Genomic DNA, 12,058 nt, shown 5'->3' on the forward strand with positions numbered 1-12,058 from the left:
CGTATTTTTTTCTCAAGGATTCTTCATGGATACCGGTATCGTCAAGTGGTTCAACGACAGCAAAGGCTTTGGCTTCATCACTCCGGACAAGGGCGGCGACGACCTGTTCGCTCACTTCTCCGAAATTCGGACCGACGGCTTCAAGACGCTGGCTGAAAATCAGAAGGTGAGCTTCGAAACGAAGCAAGGCCCGAAGGGTCTGCAAGCGGCTAACATCCAGCCGCTGTAAGGTTTGAAGAACCCGGCCTCCCGAAACGGACGCCGGGTTGCAGCGACACCCTCGCGGAGCTTCGTCTCCCAAAGTTGGCGCGATCGCTCTTAGCTGCATCTGTCATTCAGCAGCTTGCCAAGCGCCACACGCCTCGTTGCACTTCATTCTCCCCTCTGGCTGCAAGGCCCTTTTTTCGCTTTCCGACTGCTTCAGATTCAGCTCGCAATGGCTTTGAATCGGCGCACCCGCGCACGTTTCGCACGGCACGCGCGCATTCGCACATCATTAAAATTAAAATGCAGAACAAACGAATTCAACAATACAACGGCTATGCCGTCCAACCCTCGGCGCATCGTTTGCCCGACGGTAGTTTTTCATCCAACCTGCTGCTCGAACGCACCGATAGCTCGCGCGCCGAAGGCCGCTACCAGTTCTATTCGCTCGATTACTTCACGAGCGAAGCGCAGGCGCTGCAGCACTCGACACGCTGGGCACGCAACTGGGTCGACACGCGCGGTTAAAAAGCAGCCGCCCAGCGCAGGAAACCCAACGCATCCGAGGCACCAGGGCGCGCTCGACAAAGCGCGCCCAAACATCACTCGAGCGGACCGGAAGTCGACCTAAATAACGCGATCCAGCGCGTCGGCGAACCTTGCAACCGCACCTTCGACGTCATGCAGTTTTTCCAGGCCGAACAATCCGATGCGGAAGGTCTTGAAATCTTCAGGCTCGTCGCATTGCAGCGGAACGCCGGCCGCGATCTGCAAGCCGACATCGGCAAATTTCTGGCCGGATCGAATGCCGTCATCGTCCGTGTAGCAGACCACGACGCCCGGCGCCTGAAAACCTTCAGCCGCCACGCTCCTGAAACCCTTGTCGGCCAGCAGCGCACGAATGCGCTTGCCGAGCTCGAGCTGTTCCGCTCTCACCTCGTCGAAACCGTATGCGTCGGTTTCCTTGATCACGTCGCGCAGCGTCGCGAGACTGTCCGTGGGCATCGTCGCGTGGTACGCGAACCCGCCGTTCTCGTACGCTTCCATGATCTGCAGCCATTTGCGAAGATCGCACGCGAAGCTGGTGCTGGTCGTCGCATCGATTCTTTCGCGGGCGAGCGGGCTGAGCATGACCAGTGCGCAGCAGGGTGGCGCGCTCCAGCCCTTTTGCGGCGCGCTGATCAGGACATCGACACCGCTGGCCTGCATGTCGACCCAGACCGTACCGGACGCGATGCAATCGAGTACGAACATGCCGCCGACGGCATGCACGGCGTCGGATACCGCGCGCAAATACGCATCGGGCAACATCATCCCGGATGCGGTTTCGACATGCGGCGCAAAGACCAGATCCGGCTTGTGTTCCCTGATCGCGGCGACCACTTCGTCGATCGGGGCAGGTGCATACGCGGCCTGCCTTCCCTGTTCGACCGGGCGTGCCTTCAGCACCGTCGTTTCGGACGGAATGCTGCCCATGTCGAAGATCTGCGACCAGCGGAAACTGAACCAGCCGTTGCGGATGACCATACACTTCTTGTTCGTCGCGAACTGCCGGGCGACGGCTTCCATGCCGAACGTCCCGCTGCCCGGGACGACGACGACCGACTTCGCGTTGTAGACCCTTTTCAGCGAAGCGGAAATGTCGTGCATGACGCCCTGGAAAAGCTGCGACATATGATTGATCGATCGGTCGGTGTAGACCACGGAATATTCGAGGAGCCCGTCGCGGTCGACATCGGGAAGTAAGCCTGGCATGGTCGTCTCCGGTACAAGATGAACAATGGCGTCGGGGCGAGCCGTATCCGCGACGGGGTACCGCTGCACCGATGCAGATTCGTTTTTTTCTCGATGAAAGCCGATTCTAACGAAGGCCGCCCGCAACTTGGCGCATATTTTGTCTGCTCTCTCGCGCACGCCTGAAGTTGCTCGGCCGCCGGCCGGAGCGAAGCACCGGCGGCAAACCGGTCGCGCGGTAACGACGCGAGACTACGTGCTGACGGCCCCTGTTTCGTCGTAAGCCACGATACTCAACCCTTCCGTCGCATCCGGTGCGACGAAGTACCGCGTGATCTGCTCGAACTCGGCTTCCGACGCCTGGAACGGATGCTCCCCTCGCGCATTGCGCACGCGCAGACGCGCGCTGCAAACCGCATCGCCGACATCGAGGTAATGAAGCCGATGGCCGCAGCCGGCGGCCTGCGAAACGGCGTGACCCCACGCGCGCGCAGCGACGGTATTGAGCGGAAGATCGAGAACCACCGAGACGCCGGCCTGCAACACGGCGCGGACGTGATCGGCGATCACGTCCTTGATGCGCGTTGCACATCGGACATAGTCGTCGATCGACAGAATCTCGCCCGGATAGAGGCGAGCAAGCCAATCGTCTTCGCTGATCAGGATGGTCCGCTCGGCGCTTGCGAGCGTCGCGGTCAGCGTCGATTTTCCGGACGCGATCTTGCCGCATACCATGTGCAGCATGACCGCATCGTTCGATGCTGCCGCGCGATGCGTCGTTTCAGTCTGCATTTCCAGGCTCTCCGTCGATTGCCCGGAAAGCAAAAACCCGCCTTCCGGACGGGTTGTGACGACATGCATTCAGTCGATGGCTACCCCGCCGGCAAAAGTGCGGCGCGAATAATCGAAAGGGTATGCGATCGGTTCATGCGAGCAAGCATAACCAACTGCCCGATCGTGAGCAAGCGGGTTCGAGGCCAGGGCCGCACGACAACGTGACCACACCATTCTTCCAGCGCGCCCACGTCACGCCGCTTCGTCGCTCTCCTTCGGAAACACCCCTTTGCTCATCGCATCCAGTTGCCGGACGATCTCCGAACGCAACTCCGCCGATACCTCGACGCTGTCGAGCAATTCCGAAATCCACAGCCCGTCGGCCGCGAGCCGGCAGATCATCAGCGTCGCCGCCCGCTCCAGCGGCACGGGATCGGGCCGCGTCCATTCCCGCATCGGCACCGACCATCGCGCACGCGTGTCCTGCTCGGTAATCATCGACGCGACCAGCACGCGCAGCACATCGGTACTCGCCGCCGGATTGGCCGCGTCGAGCACCGCATGCAGATAAGCCCGCGCCGCCGCGCCGTCTCCGCCGGAATCCGCGGCCGTCCGCGCGGCCATTTGCGCGGCGAACCGCTCGGCCGCCTGCCCGAACAGCGCATCCAGCAGCCCCTGCTTGTTCGCGAAGTGATATTGCAGCGCGCCTTTCGTCACGCCGGCACGCTCGGCCACCGCATCGAGCGTCAACGCGGCCACGCCGTGATGCATCGCAATCTCGGATGCCGCCGCGAGCAATTGCGCGCGCACCTGATCCGGCGCTTTTTTCCGCCGCACGCCGACAGCGGCGGCAGCCGCCGGCGCCGATGATCCTTCGGATGCCCGTGCAGCGGGCGTTCCAGCCGGTTCGACAGGCGCGGACACGTCGTGCGGCGCGGGTTCAAGACGTTTTTTCATGGTGCGGATGTTAGCACCCGAGAGTCTCGATATAAACATTCCACCTGGATGGTATGATCCGCCGCATGAACAAACCCGCCCCATCCCCCTGGTCCGCGCTCGACATCGCCATCGCCCGTGGACGCGACGCGCTCGTGCGTCTTCAGCAGCCCGACGGCAGCTGGTGTTTCGAACTCGAATCCGACGCGACGATCACCGCGGAATACATCCTGATGATGCATTTCATGGACAGGATCGACGACGTCCGCCAGGAGAAGATGGCGCGCTACCTGCGCGCGAACCAGCGGCTCGACACGCATGGCGGATGGGATCTGTACGTCGACGGCGCACCGGACGTGTCGTGCAGCGTGAAGGCGTACTTCGCGCTGAAAGCGGCCGGCGACAGCGAACACGCGCCGCACATGGTCCGCGCGCGCGACGCGATCCTGAAGCTCGGCGGCGCGGCGCGCTCGAACGTGTTCACGCGCATCCTGCTCGCGACGTTCGGCCAGGTGCCGTGGCGCGCGGCGCCGTTCATGCCGATCGAATTCGTGCTGTTCCCGAAGTGGGTGCCGATCTCGATGTACAAGGTCGCGTACTGGGCGCGCACGACGATGGTGCCGCTGCTCGTGCTGTGCTCGCTGAAGGCGCGCGCCCGCAATCCGCGCAACGTCTCGATCCGCGAGCTGTTCGTCACGCCGCCGGACCAGGAACGTCACTACTTCCCGCCCGCGCGCGGCATGCGCAAGCTGTTCCTCGCGCTCGACCGCACGGTCCGCCATCTCGAGCCGCTGATGCCGATGCGCCTGCGCCGGCGCGCGATCCGCCATGCGGAGGCGTGGTGCGCGGAACGCATGAACGGCGAGGACGGGCTCGGTGGCATCTTCCCGCCGATCGTGTACAGCTACCAGATGATGGAAGTACTCGGCTACCCGGACGATCATCCGCTGCGGCGCGATTGCGAAAACGCGCTGGAAAAGCTGCTGGTCACGCGGCCCGACGGCAGCGTGTATTGCCAGCCGTGCCTGTCGCCGGTATGGGACACCGCATGGAGCACGATGGCGCTCGAGCAGGCGCGCGGCGTGGCAGTGCCGCAAGCCGGCGAGCCGGCCGGCGCGCTGCGCGAACTCGACGAACGTATCGCGCGCGCGTACGACTGGCTGGCCGGGCGCCAGGCGAACGACCTGCGCGGCGACTGGATCGAGAACGCGCCGGCCGATACGGAGCCGGGCGGATGGGCATTCCAGTACGCGAACCCGTACTACCCGGACATCGACGACAGCGCACTCGTCACCGCGATGCTCGATCGCCGCGGCCGCACGCATCGCAATGCGGACGGCACGAACCCGTATGCGCCGCGCGTCGCGCGCGCGCTCGACTGGATGCGCGGGCTGCAATCTCGCAACGGCGGCTTCGCGGCCTTCGACGCCGACTGCGACCGCATGTACCTGAACGCGATCCCGTTCGCCGATCACGGCGCGCTGCTCGATCCGCCGACCGAAGACGTGTCGGGCCGCGTGCTGCTGTGCTTCGGCGTGACGCAGCGCATGGACGACCGCGCATCGCTCGCGCGCTGCATCGACTACGTGAAGCGCACGCAGCAACGCGACGGCAGCTGGTGGGGCCGCTGGGGCACGAACTACCTGTACGGCACGTGGAGCGTGCTGGCCGGCCTCGCGCTTGCCGGCGAGGACAAGTCGCAGCCGTACATTGCCCGCGCGCTCGACTGGCTGCGCGCGCGGCAGCATGCGGACGGCGGCTGGGGCGAGACGAACGACAGCTATATCGACCCGAAGCTCGCCGGCACCAATGCCGGCGAAAGCACGTCGAACTGCACCGCGTGGGCGCTGCTCGCGCAGATGGCGTTCGGCGACTGCGAATCCGATTCGGTGAAGCGCGGCATCGCGTATCTGCAGTCGGTGCAGCAGGACGACGGTTTCTGGTGGCACCGCTCGCACAATGCGCCGGGCTTTCCGCGCATCTTCTACCTGAAGTATCACGGCTATACCGCATACTTCCCGCTGTGGGCGCTTGCGCGTTATCGGCGGCTTGCGGGCGCTGCGTCATCGCCGGGCTCGGCCGTGCGCGGTTCGGCAGCAGTGGAAACAACCGACACGGCGATCGCCTGAGCGACGCCGCGCGGGGGCGCCCCACTCCACCCAACTCGACGAAGCATGCCAATCATGATCGACGTTTCATTCATTACCGACGAGCTCGCCCCGAGCGGCGAGCCGACGCAGTACCGCGTGTCGCCCGAGAAGCTGATTTCGGGCGATCCGCTACAAACGCTCACGCCCGGCTTCGCGAGCCCGTGCGGCCGTTTCTCGACCGGCATCTGGGAAAGCACGCCGGGTTGCTGGCACGTCGCGTACACCGAAGCGGAATACTGCGAGATCCTGGAAGGCACGTCGGTGATCACCGACCTGGAGGGAAACAGGAAGACCCTTCGTGCCGGCCATCGTTTCGTGATTCCGCCGGGTTTTCGCGGCACGTGGGAAGTCGTCGAACGCACGCGCAAGATCTTCGTCGCGTACGACGAGCAACCGCCCGAGTAAGCGGCGGCGCTCGTCTGCCGCCGGAAACGTTACCGCCCGCCGTCGAGCGACCCGAGAATCCGGTACGCGACCTTCACGCGGTCCTCGATCGGCACGCTGCGGTTCGCGAGCATCACGATCGCGAACCGCTTCGCGGGGACGAACGCGACATATGTGCTGAAGCCGTTGGTCGAGCCCGTCTTGTTGATCCATGTGTCCGGGCTCGGCGCCAGCGGCGGCTTGATCGCGCTGGCCGGCGTCGCATCGAACAGCATCTTCGGCGCGTTGCCTTCGAGCAGCGTCGGCAGCGCGACCGGATACGAATACTGCTCCCAGATCAGGTCCTGCGTCATCGGCCCTGCGCGGAAATAGCCGGTGTGCGTGCGCTCGATCGCGCGCTGCAGCCGCGGCGCCGTTTCGACCAGCCCCATGTTCGCCTGCACGAAGCGCAGCAGGTCGGCCGCCGTGGTCCGCACGCCGTATGCTTCCTGCCACAGCATGTCGCCCGTCATCCGGATCGGCTTGCCGTCCTTCGTATAGCCCTGCGCATAGTCGGCCTTGCGCGCGTCGGGCACGTTGATATACGTGTGCGTCATCCCGAGCGCAGGAAACAGCCGCTGCTCCATCAGCGTCGCGAAATCGCGGCTCATCGCCTTCGCGGTGAGCTACCCGAGCATTCCGATCGCGACGTTCGAATACGTGCGGCGCGTGCCCGGCGCATACGCAGGCTGCCAAGCGCCGAGATAGCGGATCAGGTCCGCATCGTCGCGGATGCTGTCGGGCACCTGCAGCGGCATGCCGCCGGGCGTATGCGTGCCGAGCTGGAGCAGCGTCACGCTGCCGAACGGCTTGCCCTGCATTGCGGGCAGGTACTTGGCCGCAGGGTCCGACAGCGACAGTTCGCCGCCCTCCTGCGCGTCGGACGCGAGCGTCGCGGTCAGCGTCTTGCTGACGGAGCCGATCTCGAACAGCGTGTCGCCGGTGACGGGCTTGCCGGTTTGCGTCGACATCACGCCGTAGTCGAACACGTAGGGCTTGCCGTCGGCGACGATGCCGATCGCCATGCCGGGAATGGCGTACTGCTTCATCAGCGGCGCGACGTGGCGGGTCACGGTGTCGTGGATGTCGTTCCGCGTGAATGCGGCCGCGCGGCCGGCCGTGGCGGTGGCGCACGCGGCGACGAACAGGGTCGCGGCGAAGCGTGTCGCGTTGAAGCGCATGGTTGCGGTTCCTTCGATATCGGATGGTTGCATGGACAACAGATTCGGCCGCGCCGCGCGAAAATCACGGCGGCCGGCCTGTCGAAGCAGGACTATCCATTACCGGCCAGCCGCGAACAATCGACGATATGTTGCGCGAGCCTAAAGAAAAACTTATGAGATACGCGAAGCGCCGGATTACAACGCGGCAGTCGCGAGCCGTTCGCCGGCTTGCCGTAAAAACCTGTCGGTTTTAACAGCATTCAATCCGGCGGCCGAATGGCGCTGCATCGAAAATCGATGAAAAAGAGATAAGTCTTGTCAGATCGGCAAACGCCGGCACGCCGCGCGATTGATTAGCCTGCGCGGATCGCAGTAAACTCGCGGCAGCAAAAAATAAAATCCATCCTGAGAGAAACCATGAATCGCCCTTCCTCGATCGCCCGCTCCCGCGTCGTTGGCCGCTGCGCGGTCGCGTGATTTTCACGCGTCGACCGACCTGCATCGGGCACCCGCGATACCGCCGCGTATCGCGCCCGCATGCCCCCAGCACGCAAGCCAAAAACCTCCAGGGTCCCGCCCGCGGACGCCCTGCCTGACCGGAGAGTGACCCTGTGACCGAAACCGTGGCCGCGACCGCCTATCGGCCGCGCGATGTCGTCAACGCGCCCGACATCAAGGCGGCCATCGCCCGCCGCAGCGCCGAGCGTGGCGATCCGGCCGACATCCGCGCGTGGCTCGGCAACCATTTCTTCCGCTGGGTCGTCGGCGCGTTCGGGCAGGCGCAGCCGCTCGATTCGCTCGCCGATTACCGCGCGCTCGCCGGCGCCGGCCGGCCGGCGCCCGACTGGCTCGTGCGCCGGTTCCGCACGCAACCGGCATCCGGCGGCGCCATCGGCGCGGCGGCCGAGCCGAAGCCGCTCTACTTCATCGATCCCGAGCACATGCTGCTGATCGACCGCGAGCGCGTGCTGGTCGAATTCCTGCGCTCGCGCGCCGGCACGCGGCTCGCGCAGAAACTGCAGCGCATCACGTGCGCGATGGCGCTCGACATGTGGGAGCGCGAACACCAGCGGATGCAGGCGCGCCGCGACAAGGGCTGGGTGCCGAGCAGCGGCCTCGCGCTGCGCGAGGTACTGCGCACGCCGAACGGGATCGTCTTCGAATTCGCCGGCGATCATGCGGCGCTGCGCGAGGAACTGGCTTACGAGTCGTTCTATATGCAGCACTGTCTCGGCCAGTTCGCGGATCGCCGCCGGCTGCGCGGCGGGTACGGCGAGCAGTACGCACAAGCCGCGCAGGACGGCCGGCTGCGCCTGTTCACGCTGCGCGGTGCGGGCAACCAGCCGCACGTGACGTTCAGCCTGTCGGTGACCGGCGACGGCCTGCGCATCGACCAGATCAAGGGCAAGCAGAACCGCCATCCGGTGCGCCGCTATGCGGACGACGTACGCCAGTTCCTGCGCACGCTCGCGCCGCGCGGCGAGCGTCATCCCGATTGCGAGGGCATGGGCCTCGTGTTCGAGCCGGACACGCCGGGCGCGGCCGTCGGCGAATGGACGTTTGTCACCGACGTGCGCTCGCCCGACCATCTGCTGAGCGTGATGAGCGAGAACTTCCACCTGATCGAGCATTTCGCGCAGCCGCCGGCGGTGCTGCAATGGCTGCTGCTGCGCAACGCGCCCTCCGCACTCGGCCAGCTCCGGCAGATCGATCCGGCCGTCGCGGCGGCCGCGCGCCACGCGTTGCCGGGCGATGCGCTGCCGGCCGTGCGCGAACCTGATGCTCCTCGGGCAGCGGCCGCCTTCTCGATCGAAGGCATTCCGATCGATCCCGCGCTGTGCGCGGCGTTCGCGCTGCCCGCGACGGCTGCCGGGAGCCCGTCATGCTGAAACTGCTGATCGGCGCGGCCGTGCTGTGGCTCGTGTGGTACGTGTGGCGTTCGTTGCGGATCGCTGCGCGGATGGTGCGCGAAGTCGACGCCGACCAGGCCGCGGGCACCGACCGCGCGGCGCCGGTCCGACAGACCGCCGCGGTTTCGCTCGCCCGCACGCTCGCCGACCAGGCGCCGCCGAATCGCCGCCGCTGGGCGCTCGCGCTCGCCGACATCCTGCTGATCCGCAACGGGCTGCGCTGCGATTGCGACGACCTCGTGTACGCGCTGCCCGACACGCAGCGCGACCAGCTCGCCCGCCAGTTGCGGCGCGAACTCGACCTGCCGGCCGACCTGCCCGAGTGGCAGGTCGTGCAGCGCGTTCCGCCGATCCTCGCGGGCTGGATACGCGGCGTCGGCCGCTCGCACGAAGGCTTCTACGAACAGCTTGCGGCCGTCGGGCGCGTGCGCGACGCGCTGGCATTCGATTGCGCGCGCACCGCGTTTCTCGTGCGCTGCATCGCGCTGCTCGGCTGGGCGTCCGAACAGCACGCGTGGGTCGTTCTGCTGCTCAATGCGCAGCGCGCGCAGGACAGCTTCGACAGTTGGGAAGACTTCGGGCTCGCGTATGCGCGGGCGCGCCAGCACTGGTTGCGCGGCAGCGGCCAGGACGGCCCTGCGTCGTCGCGCGCCACGCAGGAAGTGCGCGAGCACCTGCGCAATCCGTCCGGAAACTGGCTTTCGCTGCCGTGGAAGCGCTACCGCATCTTCGATCCCCAACCCGTTTCGTCATGACCGCCGACACCGACATGTCCTCCGCTCCCGCCGACCTGATTCCGCCCGCGAAGTCCCGATGGTTCATCTGCGACGTCGACACGCTGCTGCGCGCGGGCGATTTTGCCGCGCTCGACACGCGGCTCGACGCCGCGCTCGGCGCCAGCTTCGCCGACCGCACGGCCGAGGCGCTGTACGTCGACGCGCTGCCGGCCGACGTGCAGCCGTGCATCGAAGCCGGCGCCGAAGGCCTCGCGCGCCTGCGTGCCTGGCAGGCCGCGAACCCGCAATCCGCGCACGCGTGGCTGTGCGAAGCGCATTACTGGCACCACTGGGCGTACGAGTACCGCGGCTCCGGCTGGGCCGAGACGGTGACCGAAACCGGCTGGATCTGCGCGCATGCGTGCGCAACGCTGACGATCGTCGCCGCGCTGCGCGCGCTCGTGCTCGCGCCGACGATGTGGAGCGCACCGAAAGTGATCTTCACGAGCGTGTCGTCGTTCGACGAACCCGAGTGGCTCATGCAGCTCGTGCGGCAACGCCGCTGGCCCGTGACCGAGCTGCACCTGAACGTCGGCGCCCACGACGAGGCCACGCGTGCCGAACTGCAGGGCATGCTCGCGCGTTCGGGGCTGAACCCCGACGTACCCGTCGCCTGCCCGGCGGCATTTCCGGAAGCGCTGCCCGGCCCCGTCCAGGGCAAGAAGCTGCGCAAGGGCAAGTGGTACTGGATGGAAGCGACGCTGCACATCCACCCGCGCCAGTTTTTCTCGATGCGCACGTTCATCTGGTACATGCAGCCGCGCTGGGGCGGCTCGCACGACCACGTCCGTGCGTTCATCGATTCCGACGCATGCGCGCACCTCGACGCGGTCGAGAAGGACCGGCTGCGCCACGAGATCTGGCGCGACGACTATATCGGCAATACGCTCGATTCGAATGACGACGACGACGATGCGCGCCGCGCGATGGCCGCGACGCTCGCGCGGGCCAAGGCCGCGCTGCATCCGTATCACCGCTGGGAAACGCTGCACTGGCTTGCGCACAGTCATTTCATGCGCAGCGAATACGAGCAGGCTTACGCACGCCTGCAGGAAGCCGAGCGCGATCAGCCGATCAACGACAACCATGCGATGGCAATGGGCGTACGGCTGGCGCTCGACCTCGATCCGCAGGGCACCTGGCTGACCGGCGCGATCGAGCGTGCATCGGATGCGCGCGCATGCACGTCGGCGATGATCCTGCGCGGCTACGCCCATCGCACCGGCACGTTCGGTTTCGCGCAGGACGATGCACGCGGCGATGCATGGCTCGAAGCCGCGCGCGTGAACGAGCCGGGCTCGCTTGCATGGAACCAGCTCGCGTCGGCGATGCGCGACGAAGGCCGTCGGCCCGCCGACGCCGTCGCGCTGTGCGAGCTCGGCTATGAAGCGGGCGGCGATTCGTGCGGCTACCTGCTCGGCTGCTTCTACGAAGACGGCATGCACGTCACGCAGGATCTGTATCGCGCCGCCCATTACTTCCGCGAGTCGGTCGACGACGGCGGCAACATGGCCGCGTACAAGCTCGGGTTTGCGTACTATCACATCGCGGGCGCCAGCAAGGACGAAGCCGAACGATCGCGCATGCAGGTCGAAGCCGTCGAAGCCGCGCGCATGGCGCACGAGATGGGGCATACCGAGGGCCTCGAAACGATGCTGATGTTCATCGCCGACGTCGACGATCTCCCGTCGCGCCATCGTTACGTCGACGAACTGCGCCGCCATGCGGAAGGCGGCCATCCGGCGGCGATGGCCGCGTTGTCGTCGATCCTGGCCGACAGCCGCGACAAGTCGCTCTACAACTATCGCGAAAGCGTGCGCTGGATCATGGGCGCCCAGGCGATCGCGCCGGACGACGAATATGTGCGCAACATCACGCGCCTGCGTCACGAGGACGGCATGCTCGGCAAGCTTCTGTACAAGCTGCACCGCAAGCAGATCAAGGCGCACGAGATCCCCGGCAACGACAACGCGATGGTCTGAGCACGG

10 protein-coding genes and 1 pseudogene are annotated in these 12,058 nt (G+C 66.0%); 7 read left to right on the top strand and 4 right to left on the bottom strand.

Annotated elements, in window-relative coordinates:
- Positions 1-25: 25 nt before the first annotated feature.
- Positions 26-229, top strand: a complete 204-nt coding sequence (locus tag DM992_RS34700) for a cold-shock protein (protein ID WP_027780910.1) — start codon at positions 26-28, stop codon at positions 227-229.
- A gap of 278 nt (positions 230-507) precedes the next feature.
- A complete protein-coding gene (locus DM992_RS34705; protein WP_034182480.1) occupies positions 508-732 on the top strand; it encodes a hypothetical protein in 225 nt (74 codons plus the stop codon).
- 99 nt (positions 733-831) lie between these two features.
- Here the strand turns inward: DM992_RS34705 and DM992_RS34710 are convergent, their stop codons facing one another.
- The 3 genes from DM992_RS34710 to DM992_RS34720 all read right to left on the bottom strand — a co-directional run bounded on the left by DM992_RS34710 (position 832) and on the right by DM992_RS34720 (position 3,669).
- Positions 832-1,959 (bottom strand): aminotransferase class V-fold PLP-dependent enzyme, encoded by a 1,128-nt coding sequence (locus tag DM992_RS34710; RefSeq protein ID WP_111020792.1) that lies wholly within the window; start codon positions 1,957-1,959, stop codon positions 832-834.
- Between the two features lie 231 nt (positions 1,960-2,190).
- Positions 2,191-2,730 (bottom strand): ATP-binding protein, encoded by a 540-nt coding sequence (locus DM992_RS34715; protein WP_111020793.1) that lies wholly within the window; start codon positions 2,728-2,730, stop codon positions 2,191-2,193.
- 234 nt (positions 2,731-2,964) lie between these two features.
- Positions 2,965-3,669, bottom strand: a complete 705-nt coding sequence (locus tag DM992_RS34720) for a TetR/AcrR family transcriptional regulator (protein WP_111020794.1) — start codon at positions 3,667-3,669, stop codon at positions 2,965-2,967.
- Positions 3,670-3,722: 53 nt separating this feature from the next.
- Between DM992_RS34720 and shc the strand changes: the two genes are divergently transcribed.
- Entirely contained in the window at positions 3,723-5,777 is a 2,055-nt protein-coding gene (gene shc, locus DM992_RS34725) for a squalene--hopene cyclase (RefSeq protein ID WP_111020795.1), read from the top strand.
- A gap of 54 nt (positions 5,778-5,831) precedes the next feature.
- Positions 5,832-6,203 carry a cupin domain-containing protein gene (locus tag DM992_RS34730; RefSeq protein WP_239511523.1) on the top strand — a complete coding sequence of 124 codons (372 nt, stop codon included), beginning with the start codon at positions 5,832-5,834 and terminating at the stop codon, positions 6,201-6,203.
- A gap of 29 nt (positions 6,204-6,232) precedes the next feature.
- On the opposite strand, the pseudogene ampC reads toward DM992_RS34730, so the two are convergent.
- A pseudogene (gene ampC, locus DM992_RS34735) lies at positions 6,233-7,402 on the bottom strand (class C beta-lactamase).
- Positions 7,403-7,995: 593 nt separating this feature from the next.
- Between ampC and DM992_RS34740 the strand changes: the two are divergent.
- Genes DM992_RS34740 through DM992_RS34750 form a run of 3 tightly spaced genes read left to right on the top strand, consistent with a single transcriptional unit; the run spans position 7,996 to position 12,052 of the window.
- A complete protein-coding gene (locus DM992_RS34740) occupies positions 7,996-9,273 on the top strand; it encodes a hypothetical protein (protein WP_111020797.1) in 1,278 nt (425 codons plus the stop codon).
- The gene (locus DM992_RS34745; protein ID WP_111021600.1) at positions 9,267-10,049 is read left to right on the top strand and encodes a DUF1266 domain-containing protein; all 783 of its coding nucleotides are present in this window, start codon (positions 9,267-9,269) and stop codon (positions 10,047-10,049) included. Before DM992_RS34740 ends, DM992_RS34745 begins: the two co-directional genes overlap by 7 nt.
- A gap of 14 nt (positions 10,050-10,063) precedes the next feature.
- Positions 10,064-12,052, top strand: a complete 1,989-nt coding sequence (locus DM992_RS34750; RefSeq protein WP_239511524.1) for a DUF4034 domain-containing protein — start codon at positions 10,064-10,066, stop codon at positions 12,050-12,052.
- The last annotated feature ends 6 nt before the right edge of the window (positions 12,053-12,058 follow it).

The sequence above is a fragment of the Burkholderia sp. JP2-270 genome, from assembly GCF_003233675.1.
Taxonomy (GTDB): Bacteria; Pseudomonadota; Gammaproteobacteria; order Burkholderiales; family Burkholderiaceae; genus Burkholderia; species Burkholderia pyrrocinia_C.

Bases quoted from the DNA above. Each gene is read 5' to 3' on its own strand.
- DM992_RS34700 (WP_027780910.1), top strand. From the start codon at position 26: ATGGATACCGGTATCGTCAAGTGGTTCAACGACAGCAAAGGCTTTGGC.
- DM992_RS34705 (WP_034182480.1), top strand. From the start codon at position 508: ATGCAGAACAAACGAATTCAACAATACAACGGCTATGCCGTCCAACCC.
- DM992_RS34710 (WP_111020792.1), bottom strand. From the start codon at position 1,959: ATGCCAGGCTTACTTCCCGATGTCGACCGCGACGGGCTCCTCGAATAT.
- DM992_RS34715 (WP_111020793.1), bottom strand. From the start codon at position 2,730: ATGCAGACTGAAACGACGCATCGCGCGGCAGCATCGAACGATGCGGTC.
- DM992_RS34720 (WP_111020794.1), bottom strand. From the start codon at position 3,669: ATGAAAAAACGTCTTGAACCCGCGCCGCACGACGTGTCCGCGCCTGTC.
- shc (WP_111020795.1), top strand. From the start codon at position 3,723: ATGATCCGCCGCATGAACAAACCCGCCCCATCCCCCTGGTCCGCGCTC.
- DM992_RS34730 (WP_239511523.1), top strand. From the start codon at position 5,832: ATGATCGACGTTTCATTCATTACCGACGAGCTCGCCCCGAGCGGCGAG.
- DM992_RS34745 (WP_111021600.1), top strand. From the start codon at position 9,267: ATGCTGAAACTGCTGATCGGCGCGGCCGTGCTGTGGCTCGTGTGGTAC.
- DM992_RS34750 (WP_239511524.1), top strand. From the start codon at position 10,064: ATGTCCTCCGCTCCCGCCGACCTGATTCCGCCCGCGAAGTCCCGATGG.